The sequence below is a fragment of the Rhizobium leguminosarum genome (assembly GCF_001679785.1).
In the GTDB taxonomy this organism is placed as follows: domain Bacteria; phylum Pseudomonadota; class Alphaproteobacteria; order Rhizobiales; family Rhizobiaceae; genus Rhizobium; species Rhizobium leguminosarum_R.
The window spans coordinates 661688-678772 of record NZ_CP016287.1; the positions used below are offsets into that span (position 1 = coordinate 661688).

Annotated in this window: 13 protein-coding genes; 9 read left to right on the forward strand and 4 right to left on the reverse strand. The window is 61.4% G+C overall.

Annotated elements, in window-relative coordinates:
* Positions 1–24 precede the first annotated feature (24 nt).
* The 6 genes from BA011_RS27555 to BA011_RS27580 all read left to right on the forward strand — a co-directional run bounded on the left by BA011_RS27555 (position 25) and on the right by BA011_RS27580 (position 4639).
* Entirely contained in the window at positions 25–489 is a 465-nt protein-coding gene (locus BA011_RS27555; RefSeq protein ID WP_186806599.1) for a hypothetical protein, read from the forward strand.
* 27 nt (positions 490–516) lie between these two features.
* A complete protein-coding gene (locus tag BA011_RS27560; protein ID WP_065283136.1) occupies positions 517–798 on the forward strand; it encodes a hypothetical protein in 282 nt (93 codons plus the stop codon).
* 2 nt (positions 799–800) lie between these two features.
* Positions 801–1664 carry an alpha/beta fold hydrolase gene (locus tag BA011_RS27565; protein ID WP_065283137.1) on the forward strand — a complete coding sequence of 288 codons (864 nt, stop codon included), beginning with the start codon at positions 801–803 and terminating at the stop codon, positions 1662–1664.
* 154 nt (positions 1665–1818) lie between these two features.
* Entirely contained in the window at positions 1819–2844 is a 1026-nt protein-coding gene (locus BA011_RS27570; RefSeq protein WP_065283138.1) for an ABC transporter substrate-binding protein, read from the forward strand.
* On the forward strand, positions 2841–3881 hold the full coding sequence (locus BA011_RS27575) for a FecCD family ABC transporter permease (RefSeq protein WP_065283139.1): 1041 nt from the start codon (positions 2841–2843) through the stop codon (positions 3879–3881). Before BA011_RS27570 ends, BA011_RS27575 begins: the two co-directional genes overlap by 4 nt.
* Positions 3878–4639 (forward strand): ABC transporter ATP-binding protein, encoded by a 762-nt coding sequence (locus BA011_RS27580; RefSeq protein ID WP_065283140.1) that lies wholly within the window; start codon positions 3878–3880, stop codon positions 4637–4639. Before BA011_RS27575 ends, BA011_RS27580 begins: the two co-directional genes overlap by 4 nt.
* A gap of 9 nt (positions 4640–4648) precedes the next feature.
* Here the strand turns inward: BA011_RS27580 and BA011_RS27585 are convergent, their stop codons facing one another.
* On the reverse strand, positions 4649–5116 hold the full coding sequence (locus BA011_RS27585; protein WP_065283141.1) for an Lrp/AsnC family transcriptional regulator: 468 nt from the start codon (positions 5114–5116) through the stop codon (positions 4649–4651).
* 153 nt (positions 5117–5269) lie between these two features.
* Here BA011_RS27585 and BA011_RS27590 point away from each other — a divergent pair, with 153 nt between their 5' ends.
* Entirely contained in the window at positions 5270–6460 is a 1191-nt protein-coding gene (locus BA011_RS27590) for an amino acid aminotransferase (protein ID WP_065283142.1), read from the forward strand.
* Between the two features lie 27 nt (positions 6461–6487).
* Positions 6488–8116, forward strand: coding sequence for a thiamine pyrophosphate-dependent enzyme (locus tag BA011_RS27595; protein ID WP_065283143.1), 1629 nt, complete (start codon positions 6488–6490; stop codon positions 8114–8116).
* A gap of 7 nt (positions 8117–8123) precedes the next feature.
* Here BA011_RS27595 and glgB read toward each other — a convergent pair whose 3' ends face one another.
* The 3 genes from glgB to BA011_RS27610 are packed head-to-tail and all read right to left on the reverse strand — an operon-like array spanning position 8124 to position 16837.
* Positions 8124–10334 carry a 1,4-alpha-glucan branching protein GlgB gene (glgB, locus tag BA011_RS27600; RefSeq protein WP_065283144.1) on the reverse strand — a complete coding sequence of 737 codons (2211 nt, stop codon included), beginning with the start codon at positions 10332–10334 and terminating at the stop codon, positions 8124–8126.
* Entirely contained in the window at positions 10331–13612 is a 3282-nt protein-coding gene (gene treS, locus BA011_RS27605; RefSeq protein WP_065283145.1) for a maltose alpha-D-glucosyltransferase, read from the reverse strand. The genes glgB and treS overlap by 4 nt, the downstream gene beginning before the upstream one ends.
* Positions 13613–16837 carry an alpha-1,4-glucan--maltose-1-phosphate maltosyltransferase gene (locus BA011_RS27610; RefSeq protein WP_065283146.1) on the reverse strand — a complete coding sequence of 1075 codons (3225 nt, stop codon included), beginning with the start codon at positions 16835–16837 and terminating at the stop codon, positions 13613–13615.
* Here BA011_RS27610 and BA011_RS27615 point away from each other — a divergent pair.
* Positions 16831–17028, forward strand: coding sequence for a hypothetical protein (locus tag BA011_RS27615; RefSeq protein WP_065283147.1), 198 nt, complete (start codon positions 16831–16833; stop codon positions 17026–17028). The genes BA011_RS27610 and BA011_RS27615 overlap by 7 nt on opposite strands.
* The last annotated feature ends 57 nt before the right edge of the window (positions 17029–17085 follow it).

The following is a 17085-nucleotide window of genomic DNA, read 5'->3' on the forward strand; positions in this document are numbered from 1 at the left end:
CCGGCTGTCGTTTCCGTCCTGACAATGGAGAGCGACATGTCGAACGTCTCAAGGACAGGCAAGGAAGAGATCAACAACGCGACCAGCCCGACTACCTTCGGAAAGTCGGTCGAGAGCCGGGCGCAAATCGAGGACGCGGCTGCGCAAGCTTCGCTCGACGCCGGCGGCGAGATGCTCAACATCTATCGGCTGGAACCCATCGCCCAACCCGACGATCCGAGATGGGACAATGCTCCCAACCACGGCGTCATCGTCGTTGCCGCCAGGACGTCCGGCGATGCCAGGATCGTCGCCGCGGCGCGCGAACTCGATTTCATGGAAGTCGACGCGGCGCCCGCCGAGGACGTGACGACAGCCAATGCCAGCGCCTTCCGCGACGACAAGCTTTACACCGTGATCGAAATCGATCGGAACAGACGCGATATAAAGCGCGGCATCCTCGACGGTACGGTCTCGGTCGACACGATCCGGCCGGTCGAACCGGACTAAAAATCCTTTCTTCACCTGGGAGTTCTCATGAATACCGCCAATCTGCAGCTCAAGGGCCTGATCATGGCGATGGCCTCGATATGTGATGCGATCGCCGATAAGCAACTGCTCACGCGCGGGGAGATCGACGCTGCGCTCTCGAAGGCTCAAAAGGCGATCGAGGAAGATGACGACCACGAGCTGTCAGGCGCCAACCGGGCGGCGATCCTGTTTCCGATCCGCGTGCTGCAGCTTGCCGGAGAAGCCGGTCGGAAGGGCGAAGGGGCCACATTTTCAGACTATGCCAAACGTGTGGGGAAGCTCAGCTGAGCATGTTCGAAGGCTTTTCTCTCGATACCGTCGAGGTCGGACCGGGGTCGCTTCGCGTCCGTCACGGCGGAACGGGACCGGCCGTTCTGCTTCTCCACGGCCATCCCAGGACACATATGACCTGGGGCAAGGTGGCCGATCTGCTGTCGCCCTATTTTACGATCGTCTGCCCCGACCTTCCCGGTTTCGGCCGCTCCTTCCAGCCGCTCGATGCTCCCGACAGCCGCAACTCTTCGAAGCGCGCAAAGGCGGAAGCTCTGGTTGAACTGATGTTGACGCTGGGGCACGAGAACTTCGCGGTGGCCGGCCACGACCGCGGAAGCTTGACTGCCTTCCGCATGGCGATGGATCATCCCGACTGTGTGCAGAGACTCATCATCGCCGACGGCATTCCCGTGATCGAGCATCTCGAACGCGCCGACTGGAAATTTGCGAGAGACTGGTACCACTGGTTCTTCTTCGCTCAACCGGAAAAGCCGGAACGGGCGATCTTGGCCGATCCCCTCGCGTGGTATGACAAACTCTCGTCAGCGCTGATGGGAAGGCAAGCCTATGACGACCTCGTCGACGTCGTCCGCGATCCAGCCGTGATCCACGGGATGATCGAGGACTACCGCGCCGGCCTCCGCATCGACCATCTCCACGACCGCGAGGATCGCGACGCCGGCCGGAAAGTGACCTGCCCCATGCTCTGCCTCTGGTCGCTACGCGACGACATGGAGCAGATCTATGGCGATCCCGTCGCCATCTGGCGGAAGTGGGCGGATCACGTGCACGGCTTCGGCATAGACAGCGGCCATCACGTGGCCGAGGAGAATCCTGAAGCGCTCTCGCAGGCGATCCGGGAGTTTCTCGAACGCCGATAGAACTTGAAATCGAGACACGCTTCGGTAGTGCGCCATCCGGGGAGAAAGTTCAGCGCTGCCGGTTTCTGTTATAAGTTGATCCATTCGGTCTTGTTTCTCGGCGGCTCCTGTGGCTATACCCCGGCCGTACACACTCACGCACCGGGATCTATACGTGACCAGCCTCAAATCACTTCTGGCCGCCTGCGGCCTCTCCGCCCTGATCGGCCTTGCCGCAACGCCGTCATTGGCCGGTTCGACGACCTACCCGCTGACACTGGAAAACTGCGGCGCGCAGGTGACTTTCCAGAAGGCGCCCGAACGGGCGATCGGCCTCGGCCAGAACAGCGCTGAAATCCTGCTGCTGCTCGGCCTGCAGGACAAGATGGCCGGCACAGCCTTCTGGCCGAGCAAGGTCCTGCCGCAGCTCGCAGAAGCCAATGCCAAGGTTAAGCTTCTGACCGTCGAGATGCCGACCTTCGAATCGATGCTCGCCGAAAATCCCGACTTCGTGGCGGTGGCTTTGCCGAGCCTGGTCGGGCCGAACAGCAAGATCGCCAAGCGCGAAGATTTCGACAAGGTGGGCGTCGCCACCTATCTCTCGCCCAGCACCTGCCTCAGCACCAAGGACGTCAAGGACCAGTACGGCAGCCGCGCGGTGCTGTGGAACATGGATCTTCTCTACAAGGAGATCGATGAACTCTCGCAGATCTTCGATGTCGCCGATCGCGGCCAGGCGCTGATCGCCGACTTCAAGGCGCGCGAAACCAAGCTTCGCTCCAGCGTGTCAAAGGACGGCAAGAACCTTTCCTACGTCTTCTGGTTCTCCAGCCCCAGCCCGTCGGCCGACGCCTATCTCGGCGGCAAGAACAGTGCGTCCGGCTTCATCGCCGACCTGCTGGGCGGACACAACGCGATATCGGCGGAAGCGGAATGGCCGACGCTCGGCTGGGAAGGCATCATCGCCTCCAATCCCGACGTCATCGTCGTCGCCAGTCTCGACCGCAACCGCTGGGAGCTCGATAAACCGGAGGCCAAGATCAATTTCCTGAACACCGATCCGGCCGTCAGTCAGATCCCCGCCGTCAAAAACAAGGCGATCGTGATCATGGACGGCCAGGCCATGAACCCGACCGTCCGCACGGTCTACGGCGCTGAGCAGGTGGCCGGCCAGCTGAAGGCTCTCGGTCTGTTGCAGTGACGGAAGCGGGCCGTATCTTCCGGCAGCTGGGAGCCGTCCTCGCACTGCTCCTCGCCTCTTTCTGCCTCATCGCTATCGCCATTGGCGTCAGCGTCGGGATCGGTGACCTGCCGATCCCGCTTGCAACCACGTTTTCGGCCGTCACCAACCGGTTAGGATGGACCGCGGTCGAACTGAACCGCATCCACGAGACCGTCATCTGGGATTATCGTCTCAGCCGGGCGCTCGTTGCCGCCTTCTGCGGCGCGGGCCTTGCGCTGTCGGGCGCGATCATGCAATCGCTGCTTCGCAACCCGCTTGCCGAGCCCTATGTTCTCGGCATCTCCGCCGGCGCCTCTACCGGCGCCGTCGCGATCGTCATCTTAGGGATCGGCGCCGGTGCAGTCTCGCTCTCCGCCGGCGCCTTTGCCGGCGCCTTTGCAGCCTTCTTCTTCGTCGCCCTCTTGTCGAACGGCACGCGTGGCGGAGCCGATCGCACCATCCTTGCCGGCGTCGCCGCTTCGCAGCTTTTCAACGCCACCACGTCCTATATCGTCACCACCTCGGCCAATGCGCAGCAGGCCCGCGACGTCATGTTCTGGCTGCTCGGCAGCTTCGGCGGCGTGCGCTGGCCGGAATTCGCGCTGGTCTCGATCGTCGTCGGCATCGGCCTCGTCGGCTGCCTGTTTTACGCCCGCGTGCTCGACGCCTTCGCCTTCGGAGACGAGGCGGCATCCTCGCTCGGCGTCAATGTCGCCCGTGCGCGGATGGTGCTCTTCGCGCTGACGGCGATGATGACGGCAACGATCGTCAGCATGGTGGGGTCGATCGGCTTCGTCGGCCTCGTCGTGCCGCATGTCGCCCGCTTCGTCGTCGGGCCGCTGCATGTCCGCCTCCTGCCGGCTTGCGCCATAACAGGGGCGATCTTCATGGTACTCGCCGACATCGCCGCGCGCGCCCTCATTCCGAACCAGATCCTGCCGATCGGCGTCGTCACCGCCTTGGTCGGCGTTCCCTTCTTCTCGATCATCCTCTATCGGTTCCAGCGCGCATCATGAGCATCAAGGCCGACAACCTCATATGGAAGATTGGCAGGAAGACCATTCTGGACGGCGTTTCCCTGGACGCGCCGCCAGGCAAGATGCTCGGCCTGCTCGGGCCGAACGGCTCTGGCAAGACCTCGCTGCTGCGGCTTCTGGCCGGCCTGAAGCGGCCGCATTCCGGCCGTGTCCTGCTCGACCGGAGCGACATCGGCACGATCAGCCGCCGCTCGATCGCCCGGCGGATCGCCTTCGTCGAGCAGCACGCCACGACAAATGCCAATCTCAGGGTCGTCGACGTCGTCAAGCTCGGCCGGTTCCCACATCGGTCGATGTTTTCAGGCTGGACAAGGGCCGACGAAGAGGCGGTCGAAGAGGCGCTGGCGCGCGCCGGCTTAGCGGAGAAACGTGAAGATCGCTGGCAAAGCCTGTCGGGCGGCGAAAAGCAGCGCACCCACATCGCACGGGCGCTTGCCCAGTCGCCCCAGGAACTGATCCTCGACGAGCCCACAAATCATCTCGATATCCAGCACCAGATCGGGCTGATGCGGCTCGTCTCCGGCCTGCCGATCACCAGCATCGTCGCCCTGCACGATCTCAACCATGCCGCCATGTTCTGCGACCAGCTGATCATCATGCAGCATGGAAAGATTGTCGCCTCCGGCGCGCCGCAGGATGTGTTGAGCGAGGATCTTCTAAGGAATGTCTTCTCCGTAGAGGCCCTTATCGAAACGTCGCCCTATCATTCGCGTCCGCATATCCATTATCTCAGGTGAGAGCCGCTCTCACTTCACGATCTGCAACGGCAAAGCGGTCGTCTTTTTCAGTGTCTTGAGGACGATGCTTGACTTCACCGATGCCAGATTGTCGGTGACCCGGATCATTCTTTCGAGAAACTGGCTGAGATGTTCGAGGTCGCGCGTCATGACCTTCATCAGAAAGTCGGCGTCACCGGTCTGCGAATAACACTCCAGGATTTCCGGCGCGGTCTCGATGAAACGATGAAGCTGCTCGTTTCCACCTTCCGTATGCGCTCTGAGGCTGACGAGCGTATGAGCGACGACAGTGAAACCCAGTTTCACGGGATTGAGGATGGCGACGACACTCTGGATATATTGCTCGTTACGCAGCCTTTCCAAACGGCGTGCGCACTGGGTCGCGGAGAGATTGACCTTCAAAGAGAGTTCGCTCTGCGTCACCTCGCTGTTTTGCTGGAGAGCGGCGAGCAATTTGATATCGAATGGGTCAAGCATGGCCACCCTCCTCGGACGGTGAATTTCTGCACATTATAGCCATATCGCGCTGATTGTCTGCATAGATGCGCCGTCACAGGGAGATAATCGCAGAAATTCGTCGCGAAAGTTCAGCTAGTCTGCGAGCCAGAATTACGGAAACGAGGTGGACTTGTGTTTGACGAACTGAACAGCCGGCCAGCCGACAGCCTGCTTGCTCTCATCAAGGCCTTCCAGGCCGACGATCGCCCCGGAAAGATCGACCTCGGCGTCGGCGTCTATCGTGACGCCATGGGACGCACGCCAGTGATGCGAGCCGTCAAAGCGGCGGAGCAGTTTCTCCTGGAGATCCAGGACAGCAAGAAATATCTAGGTCCGGAAGGCGACTTGCAATTCGTGCGCCTCTTGCAGCCCCTCATCTTCGGAAAATCGCCGACGTTTGCTCAACGCCTCGTCGGCATTCAGACACCGGGTGGAAGCGGCGCCCTGCGCCTCGGTGCCGAGCTCATCCAAGCGGCGAATCCATCGGCCAAGCTTCTGCTCGGGACGCCAAGCTGGCCAAATCATGCACCGATCTTCAGCTCGGCGCGCTTGCCGGTAAAGGAGTACGCTTTCGTTGACTTGATGTCGCAGCAGGTGAAATTCGAAAGCGTGGTCGCCTGCTTGTCTTCCGCTCGGGAAGGCGACGTCGCGCTGCTTCACGGTTGCTGCCACAACCCGACCGGCATCGATTTCACCATGGAACAGTGGCGGCAGATTACCGAGATTCTCGTTGCGCATCGGCTGGTGCCGTTCATCGATCTCGCCTATCAGGGCCTCGGCGACGGCCTCGAACAGGACGCCGCACCAACACGCATGATCCTCGAGCCGGTCGACGAGGCGCTGATCGCCTATTCCTGTGACAAGAATTTCGGTCTTTATCGCGAGCGTGTCGGCGCGCTCTATGTCATGGCCCGCAATGAGGATGCCCTCAGGAAGGCCGAAAGTAACATGGCGGCACTTGCTCGAGTCAACTGGTCCATGCCGCCCGATCATGGAGCCGCAGTCGTCAGGACCATTCTTGAAAGCGAAGAGATGTCGGCCATGTGGCGCGCTGAGCTCGAAGAGATGTGCCTGCGCGTCAACGGCAATCGTGCAGCGCTGGCCGACGCCGCTCTCGATCTGACCTTCATCCGCCGGCAACGCGGCCTGTTTTCCAATCTTTCCATGTCCAAAGAAACGGCTGCGGCCCTCCGGGCCAGGCACGGCATCTACATGGCGGATTCCGGGCGTATGAATCTCGCGGGCATGCAACCGGCAGACGCCGACGCCATCGTCGCGGCGCTCAGAGCCGAAGGCTGCCTGAAATCGTCGACGCTCGCCTGACCGAATTCAAGCCATTGGAGCCCCCGGATGAGCAGGAAAGAAACGACCGGTCAGGCGATGACCCGTTCACTCGTCGCCCATGGGATTGACACCGTATTCGGCATCCCCGGCGCCCACATGTATGATTTTAACGATGCCCTCTACGGGGCCGGTGACAAAATTCGGTTCATTCACACCAGACACGAGCAGGGCGCCGGTTACATGGCCTATGGCTATGCCAAGTCCACCGGCCAGATCGGCGCTTATACCGTCGTTCCAGGCCCAGGCGTCCTCAATTCCGGCGCGGCGCTCTGCACCGCTTACGGCGCCAATGCCCCGGTGCTGTGCATCACCGGCAACATCATGTCCCACCTGATCGGTCAAGGCAGAGGGCAGTTGCACGAACTGCCGGATCAGCTCGCGACGATGCGCGGGATTACGAAAACGGCGGAGCGGATCAATCACCAGTCCGAAACCGGTCCTGTCACGGCCGAGGTCGTCGCCAAAATGCTCTCCGGCCGCCAGGGTCCAGGAGCGGTCGAAGCGCCATGGGACGTGTTCGGGCAATTCGGCCCAGAATCCGATCTGCCGGTCGGCACGAGAGCACCTCATCCGGCCTTCAACCCTGATCAGGTCGCTGCCGCGGCGGCACTGATATCAGGTGCCAGCAACCCGATGATCATGGTTGGTGGCGGCGCGGTGGATGCTGGAGCGGAAATCGCTGCTCTTGCGGAATTGCTGAAGGCCCCCGTCACCGCCCATCGCTCCGGCAAGGGCATAGTCGCTGACGACCATCCGAACTATCTGAATTTCGTCGCCGCCTACGAATACTGGAAGAAGGTAGACGTCCTGATCGGGATCGGCAGCCGGCTTGAATTACAGTTCATGCGATGGAAGTGGCTACCCAAAGGTCTCAAGGTCATCCGCATCGATATCGATCCGACCGAAATGGTCCGCCTCAAGCCCGATGTCGGCATCGTCTCGGATGCCAAGGAGGGAACGCAGGCTCTGCTCGATGCGCTGGCAGGTTCCAGCCGCAAGGATCGCACGCGCGAATTTGCCGAGCTCAACGAAGAGGCAAGGTCTCGCTTCTCGGCAGTGCAGCCGCAGCTCGTCTATCTCGATGCCATTCGCGAAGCCCTGCCAAGGGACGGCTTCTTCGTCGAGGAAATCTGCCAGATTGGCTTTACCGCCCGATTTGCATTCCCGGTCTATGCCCCTCGTCAGTACGTCACATGCGGCTATCAGGACAATCTTGGTTTCGGCTTCAACACGGCCTTGGGCGTGAAAGTCGCCAATCCCGACAAGGCCGTTATTTCTGTTTCCGGCGATGGTGGCTTCATGTTCGGGGTTCAGGAACTCGCTACCGCCGTCCAGCATAAGATCAATGTCATCGCCATCGTCTTCAACAATTCGGCCTATGGCAACGTACTGCGTGACCAGAAGCAGGCGTATAAAGGCCGCTATCTTGGCTCGGAGCTGACCAATCCAGACTTTGTCGCGCTTGGCGAGAGCTTCGGCATTCGAGCATTCAAGGTGACGAGCCCTGGCGAATTGAAAGACGCGATCGAGAAAGCCCTATCTCTCGACGAACCTGTTCTCATCGAGGTTCCCATCGAGAAGGGATCCGAGGCGAGCCCTTGGCCTTTCATTCATCCGGCTCCGCACACCGAATGAAACCCGATCAAAATGACGGTCTCTGCAGAAAAATCGTCGATAGCGGCGGCAGCGTCAGTGACAGGGAGACGGGCCTGCCGTGGGCGGGCACAGGTTCCGTCGACACAGCGCCGTTGACGAGGCCCGAGCCGCCATATTCCCGCGCATCCGTCGTCATCCGCTCGATCCATACCCCGTCCTGCGGCACGCCGATCCTGTAGCCGTAACGCGGCACGGGCGTGAAGTTCGACATGACCAGCACCGATGAAGCGCGATCGGGCGCATAACGGAGCATGCCGAGGACGGAATTGACGGCGTCGTCGGCTGCCGCCCATTCGAAACCCTCGGGATGAAAGTCGCCGAATTGCAATGCCGGCTCGTCCCCGTAAAGGCCGTTCAGATCCTTCACCAGCCGCTGAATTCCCACATGCTGAGGCCGGTCCAGCACATCCCAGGTCACCGACCCGTCATGGTTCCACTCGCCGGGCTGGGCGATTTCGCTGCCCATGAACAGGAGCTTCTTGCCGGGATGGCCCCACATGAAGGCGAGATAGCTGCGCAGATTGGCGAATTTCTGCCATTCGTCGCCCGGCATCTTCGTCAGCAGCGAGCCCTTTCCGTAGACGACTTCGTCGTGTGAAATCGGCAGAATGAAATGTTCGGAGTAGGCATAGATCATTCCGAAGGTCATCGTGCCATGGGCATAGCTCCGGTAAATCGGATCCTTCTCGATGTAGCTCAGGCTGTCATGCATCCAGCCCATGTTCCATTTGATGTCGAAGCCCAGCCCCCCTTGCTCCGGCGGCTTCGTCACCCCGGGCCAAGCCGTCGATTCCTCGGCGATCGTCACCGCGTGCGGGCAGCGCTCGTGAATGATGCTGTTCAGGTGCTTGAAGAATTCGACAGCTTCCAGATTCTCGCGACCGCCATATTGGTTGGGAATCCATTCGCCCTCGTTGCGGCTGTAGTCGCGGTAAAGCATCGAAGCAACGGCGTCGACCCGCAAACCGTCGATATGGTAGCGCTCGAGCCATTCCAGCGCGCTGGCGATCAGGAACCCTTTCACCTCGTTGCGGCCGAGATTGTAGATCAGCGTGTTCCAGTCGCGGTGAAAGCCTTCACGCGGATCTTCGTGCTCGTAGAGCGCGCTGCCGTCAAAGCGGGCAAGCCCCCAGACGTCAGTGGGAAAATGGGCGGGCACCCAGTCGAGAATGACGCCGAGCCCGGCGCCATGGCACCGGTCGACGAAATAGGCGAAATCTTCAGGCGTCCCATATCGGCCGGTCGGAGCGAACAGGCCGAGCGGCTGATAGCCCCAGGAGCCACCGAACGGATGCTCCATGATCGGAAGCAGCTCGATATGGGTAAAGCCCATGTCGCTGACATAGGGAACCAGCCGTTGGCTGAGTTCGACCCAGTCGAGCGACCTGTTGCCGTCCTTTTGATCGCGAAGCCAGGAGCCTACGTGCACCTCATAGACGGAGAACGCGCCCTCCAGCCTGTCTTGCCGGGACCGGCCCTTCATCCAGCCGTCATCGGTCCATCGAAACGGCGTCGACGATGCGACGATGGAGGCGGTGGACGGAGCAGCCTCGCTTGCCCTCGCCACCGGGTCGGCCTTCTGCGGCAGACAGGTCCCCTCAGCATCGACGATCTCGAACTTATACCTTTCGCCGGGGGCCAGCCGGGGGACGAACAGCTCCCAGACGCCCGCCGACGGTCTCAGCCGCATCGGGTTTCGCCGCCCGTCCCAGGCGTTGAAGTCGCCGACAACCGAGACGCGGCGCGCATTCGGAGCCCAGACGGCGAAACGAACGCCTGATATACCGTCGATCGACATTGCCACCGCGCCGAGCGTCCGGCTCAGACTATAATGGGTGCCCTCCGATATCAGATGAAGGTCGAGCTCTCCGAGCAGCAGGCCGAAACTGTAGGGATCCTCGATGATCTGAACTGCATCCGGCCATGTGATCCGCAGCCGGTATCCCGTCCTCGAGGCGGCCGCCGCGGCAAACAGGCCGGACGGGTGGGCGATGCTGAAAGGCGCCACCACCCGGCCGCTCGTCGCATCGATGAGATCGACCGCTTCCGCACCGGGCAGATACACCCGCACGATCGTCATGCCGCCGCTTTGGTGGGGGCCGAGGATCGAAAAGGGATCGCCATGGCGCCCCTCGATCAAGGCCCATAGCGCATCCTGTCCGATGCCCGCCAGAAGTTCCGAGCGCTCAACATTCATGCCGTGACTCCCGCCAGACGCGATACGATTTCGGTAAGGCCGGATAGCGGGATCGGAAGCCATTTCGGCCTGTTGCGAGCTTCGTAGGCGATCTCGTAGGCGGCCTTTTCGAGAAGAAAGGCATCGAGAACCCTGCGTCTTTGATCGGGCGGCATGTCAAGCTCCTTCGATACGGAGACCGCCTGCGAATAGGCATCCAGAAAGGCCTCCTCAGCATGGCGCCCGAAGCGGGCGATCGCCTCGCGGCGGACCTCGTTCTCGTGTTCGATGACCGCGTCGTTATCGAGCTGGGCGGTGGCCACGAGGTAGCTCAGCGACCTCAAAAGCCCGGCGACATCACGCAACGGGTTCGTCTTGGCGCGGCGCTCGGTCAGGTTTTTCGCAGGCTCGCCCTCGAAGTCGATGATGACGGCATCACCCTCGCTGACAAGAATCTGGCCAAGATGGAAGTCGCCATGCGTGCGTGTCATCAGCGTATGGCGGGAGCTCTCCGCCAGCACCCCGGCGAGCTCTGCGAGTTCGGAACGACGCTCGAGAAGCGGTGCTGCGAGCAAGTCGATTGCGGGGTCGGCATTCTCGTCGCGTTCATCGAGCTTCGACATGGCATATGCGAGCTCCCCGGCAACGGCCTTCCTCATCGCCTCGACCTCGCTGTCGCCGGCAACCACCGGGCTAAAGGCCTCGTCCCCGGTCTTCGCAGCGAGCACAACATGCAATTCGCCGAGCCTGAGGCCCACCATCGCGACGAAACTGATCAGCGACCGGAAGACGTCGTCGTCTGGTTGAACCGCCGGATCGTTCAGCACCAGTTCGTCGGCCCCACGGCGCAGATTGTTCAACATCCAGTTCCAGGCGTCGCCCTGATTGCGGATCGCGCCTTGGACGATGATCAAGGTGGAACGGCGTCCGCTGGAATCGGTATGCGCGACCTCGCCGAGCAGAGGCGCCGTGTGGTCATAGCCGGCGCGGGTGAGATAGCGCGTCATCTCGACTTCCGGATGGATGCCCGGGAAGATGTGCCTGATCAGTTTGATCATCGCTACGTCGCCGACGAGCAGCGAGCTGTTCGACTGTTCAGCCGATAGCCAATGCACCGGCAGCTCGCCTGTAATATCGAGACTGTCGAGCTGTTCTGTCCCAATGAATTCGAGCGTGCCGGTCCGGCCGGTGGTGCGCGAGCGGTCGCGAAGTCCGTGCAGAATGCCGCGCGCCATTGCCTCCACGGCGAATCCATCTGTGAGGAAACCGACGCGTCGACCTTGGCGAATCCTCCCAAGCGCAAGCTGCTGGGCAAGCGCGGAAGGGTGCGCATCGTCCCAGGCGACCGCGAGCGGCAGTTGGTATGATTCGCTGTGGTTCGGCAGCACGACCTCCAACTCGCCGAGGACGACGCCGTCGGCGAATGGGATTGGTGTCACGGAGATCAGTCGGGCGGCCTGAAGCGCCTGGTCCTTTGCCCCGAACCATCGCCGCCTGGAGAGATAGGCGGGCAGGATTTCGCCGCTCAGGATGCGTGCATGACCCGGCTCATCCACGAGGTCGAGCAGGCTACGCCGGATGACCATCGTCAACAGATCAGGAAGCTGTTCCGGCGGTGCGGTGCGCCACGCCGGCGGGTCGGCATCAGCCGTCAGCTGGAACCAGAAGAAACCGTAGGGCGGCAAGGTCAGCAGATAGGTCAACTGGCCGATCGGCGGAAACGGCGACATGCCGGTCAGTTCAATGGGAACACGCCCCTCGAAGCTCGACAAGTCGAGTTCGACGGCCTGGGGCAGCCGCGAAAGACTGGCAACACAAAGTAAGACCTCGCCTTCATACTCCCTTAGATAGGCAAGGATCTTGCGATTTTCCGGTGAAAGGAAACGCAGCGTGCCACGCCCGAAGGCGGGATGCCTGCCGCGCAACGCCAACATTCTGCGCGTCCAGTTGAGCAGCGAATGCGCGTCCGTGCTCTGCGCCTCGACGTTGACGGCTTCAAAGCCATAAAGCGGGTCGGCGACGGGCGGCAGGACGAGACGCGCCGGATCTGCCCTGGAGAAACCGCCATTGCGGTCCGGAGACCATTGCATCGGCGTCCTCACCCCATCCCGGTCGCCGAGATAGATATTGTCGCCCATGCCGATCTCGTCACCGTAATAGATCACCGGCGTTCCCGGCATCGAGAGAAGAAGCGCGTTCATCAGCTCGATCCGCCGGCGGTCGCGCTCCATCAAGGGCGCAAGTCGCCGCCTTATGCCGAGATTGATGCGGGCACGCTTGTCGGATGCATAGGTCTCCCAGAGATAATCCCGCTCGGCGTCGGTCACCATTTCGAGAGTCAGCTCGTCGTGGTTGCGAAGAAAGATCGCCCATTGGCAGTTGTCGGGAATTTCCGGCGTCTGGCGCAGGATATCGGTGATCGGAAACCGGTCCTCCTTGGCGATCGCCATATACATGCGCGGCATCAGCGGGAAGTGGAAGGCCATGTGGCATTCGTCGCCCTCTCCGAAATATTCGCGCGTGTCCTCCGGCCATTGATTGGCCTCGGCAAGCAGCATCACGCCGGGATGGGTTGCATCGAGCGCGGCGCGTATGCGTTTGAGGATCACGTGGGTTTCCGGCAGGTTTTCGTTGATCGTCCCCTCGCGCTCGACGAGGTAGGGGATCGCGTCGAGACGAAAACCGTCGATGCCGGTTTCCAGCCAGAAGCGCATCACCCTCAGCAATTCCTCCATGACAAGAGGGCTGTCGAAATTCAGGTCGGGCTGATGGGAATAGAAGCGGTGCCAGTAATAGGCGCCGGCAACCGCGTCCCATGTCCAGTTGGACTTTTCCGTATCGATGAAAATAATGCGCGTTTCCGGAAATTTCTGATCGGTATCCGACCAGACGTAGAAGTCGCGCTCCGGCGATCCCGCCGGCGCCTGGCGCGCCCGCTGGAACCAGGGATGCTGATCGGAGGTGTGATTGATGACAAGTTCGATGATGACGCGGATATTGCGCTGGTGGGCGGCGTCGACGAAAGCCCGGAAGTCCTCCACCGTTCCGTAATCGGAGCTGACACTGCCATAGTCGGCGATGTCGTAGCCGTCGTCTCGGCGCGGAGAGGGAAAGAAAGGCAAAAGCCAGATGGCATTGACGCCAAGGGCTGCGATGTGATCGAGCTTCTGGTGCAGGCCGGCAAAGTCGCCAACCCCGTCGCCATTGGCGTCGTAGAACGACTTGATGTGCAGCTGGTAGATGATCGCATCCTTGTACCAGAGCGGCTGCGGCACGCTATCTGCATTCATCGTGTCCATTCATGCCTCCCTTGAGCGAATACGCCAGATCGCATAGGGCAGGACCTCAGGATTGAGACTGATGCTCTGCCATTTGCCGGTCCACTTGAAACGATGCCCGCCGATCAGATCTTCGGCATCCAGCGTGCCGCCGTCCCCGAGCGACCACTGCCAGAGCGGCAGCTCGACGTCGCTCTGCTGGAAATTGTGGGGGTCGAGGCTGATGGCGACGAGCAGGACATTGTCGCGGGCACGGCTCGCCTTCTCGAAAAACAGGATATTGTCATTTCGCGCATTCAGCAGCGTCAGCCCGAGATGCGAATGCAGCGCGGTGTTTTCGTTCCGGATGCGATTGAGCGTCCTGATTTCGGCGATGATATTGCCCGGCCGGTCGTAGTCCCAGGCGCGGATTTCGTATTTCTCGCTGTCGGCATATTCCTTGCGCTTGGCATCGGGACGCCCCTCGCAAAGTTCGAAACCGTTATAGACGCCCCACAATCCCGACAGGGTGGCGGCAAGTGCTGCGCGGATCAGGAAGGCCGGGCGCGGCGCGTTCTGCAGGAAATCCGGATTGATATCATGCGTGTTGACGAAGAAATGCGGGCGGAAGAATTCCTTCGGCGCCGTCTCCGTCAGCTCCCGCATATATTGCTCGAGCTCCCACTTGGCATTGCGCCAGGTGAAGTAGGTATAGGACTGGGAGAAGCCGATCTTTGCCAGCCGGTACATGACCTTCGGCTTGGTGAAGGCTTCCGAGAGGAAGACGACATCGGGATGGCGGGCCCTGATATCGCCGATCAGCCATTCCCAGAACGGAAAGGGCTTGGTGTGCGGATTGTCGACGCGAAACAGCTTGACGCCCTGGTCCACCCAAAGCTGAACGACATCCCTGAGCTCCACCCACAACGAAGGCAGCGCATCTCTGGTGTAGAAATCGACGTTGACGATGTCCTCGTATTTCTTCGGCGGGTTTTCGGCATATTTGATCGTACCGTCGGGACGCCAGTCGAACCAGCCGGGATGCTCCTTCAGCCAGGGGTGATCCGGCGACGCCTGGATTGCGAGGTCGAGAGCAATCTCCAAGCCGTGCCGGCCCGCCTCCTCCACCAGCCGGCGGAAATCCTCGAACTCGCCGAGCTCGGGGTGGATGGCATCATGGCCGCCCTCCTCCGAGCCGATGGCATAGGGGCTCCCGGGGTCATCTGGCCCGGCTTTCAGGCTGTTGTTGCGGCCTTTCCGGTTGGTCGAGCCGATCGGATGAATCGGCGGGAAATAGAGCACGTCGAAGCCCATGCCACGGATGGCGGGCAATCTCGGGATGACGTCGTCGAAGGTGCCGTGCCGGTCCGGATCGCCGCTCTGCGAGCGCGGAAAGATCTGGTACCAACTGGCAAAGGCGGCCTCCTTGCGTTCGGCATCGACGGCGCTTGCCGTCGAGCGAAGCCGAAACGGCCGCCTGTCCGCCTTGTTCATCAATTCCGATGTTCTCGCATCGAGCAGGATCGCCGTGCGCTCGGCATCCGAGGCGCTTTCGAGACTGCTGACGAGGGCCTTCAATTCGGCGCCGAGCGCGGCACCTGCATGCGTCTCAGCCGAGCGAACCAGGTTCAACCCCTCCTGGAGTTCGAGCTTCAGGTCCAGCCGGGCATCGTTCTTCTTCGTCAGTTCGTAGCGAAAGATCGCAAACGGGTTCTTCCATGCCTCGACGGCGAATTCATAGCGTCCGGTGCGTTCCAGCAGGAATTCGGCACGCCAGCGGTCGTTTTCGACCAGTTGCATCTCCGTCTCGTTCCAGTCCGCCGCATCGAGCGGCCGCCAGAGCAGGACCGCGGCGATCGGGTCGTGGCCATCGGCGAATATATCCGCCTCGACGGTGAGGATATCGCCGACCACCCGTTTGACGGGAAAGCGCCCGTCATCGACCCGCGGCATGATGTTTTCGATGGCGAGCCGCGGCGATGCCGTCGCCTGCTCGACGTCGAGGATCGGCTGGGATGTGATCGGCGCCGGCGCCTTGCATTCGACCACCAGGGTCTCCCCTGCCCGCAACCGCAGAGCCGTACCATCGGCTGCGACTGGAAGAAAACCGGAAGCCGCTTCGCGCAGTGCAGTTACCGGAGCGGGCGCACTTTTCCGAAGGTCCCTGTTGAGCAGGATGAACCGCACATTCTCGGCGCTGCGCAGGTCTTCCGCCGCCGATTGCAGCAGCGCCGAGACCGGTCCGTTGGCGTTGCGGATGAGCCGCAGTGATGAGGCTGGCGCATAACTGACTTTGCCGATTTCGGTGTTCGCAAGGCGAATTTCGGAGGAGATATCGAAAGCGAGATCATGGCGCAGCCCCCGCAAGCCCGTTCCATTCCCATGGGTCGGATCGAGCGGTGTGGCGGCGCCATATTCGAAGCCCATCGGAACCATCAGGCCGCCGCCCAGCGAGGCGGCAAGGCGCAGCGCCCTTATGGCCCGCCGTTCGAGGATTTCACGGCTCTCGGTTCCGTGCGCGATCCGCCTGGCGAATGGCGGCTCGGGAAAAGCGACCTGCCAGCCAAGCTGCTTCTGGACGCGGTGTTCTTCGATGAACCATCTCTCGTCAAAATCCCACCAGGCCATCGATGAAAAACATCCATCGAAGCCTGTATTCTTGACCGCCTCCCTCACCCCGAAATCAGTGCTGGGCGTCCAGGCGAGGAATTGCGCGTCCGCCTTCTCGCGCACCGCGGAAATCAGCGATTTGAAAGCCGCCGGCGCAATGCGATCGATCCCGAGCACCCGATAGCCAGAGAGGCCTAGACCGGCCAATTGTTGAAGCCGTTCGGTCCATTCTTCCAACAGCCGGGATTGAGACTCCGCCTCCATCGCAGTCATCGGTTCCACCGGATCCAATGGTGAGCGTCTCGGGTCGACCGGGCGAAAGCCTGCCTTGGGATCCCGGGCCTTGCCGTCGAGCATCAGGTCCATCATCAGGGCGACGCCGCTCTTGCGGGCGGCCTCTGCCAGGCGTGCCACCCCATCCTCGACTGCGCTTCCGAGCGACAGTTGAGGATCGAGACGATTCAGATCTTGGAAGGCAAAGATGCTGCGCGCCCCGCCCCGATCGAAGAGCGGTGCGGTCAGCACACGGTCGAAACCGGTATCCGCAGCATGGTCGAAAACCTCGCGCCACGCATCGATACCCTGAAGAAGGAGTGGATTGACATAATAGATCCGGGGTGGGGTGCTCAACACACCCTGGCTTGGAGAGAATGACATCGGCCGCCGCTCGAGTTTGGTTTGAAGGCAAACTTCTGTTGCCGGACGTTGTTCCACCGAAAGTTTCAATTCAGGTTGCGCCAGACATCGCCGGCCGCACCGGCGAGGACCGATGGAACGCGCTCGATTCGCGCATCAAAAGCCTTGAACTGCGCAGACGGACCTTGAAGGTTCGCGACATAATTGAATAGTCTTGCGCTTTCTGGGACGATGACCCATTTGGCTGCCGACGGAGGCCCCGCCGCCGC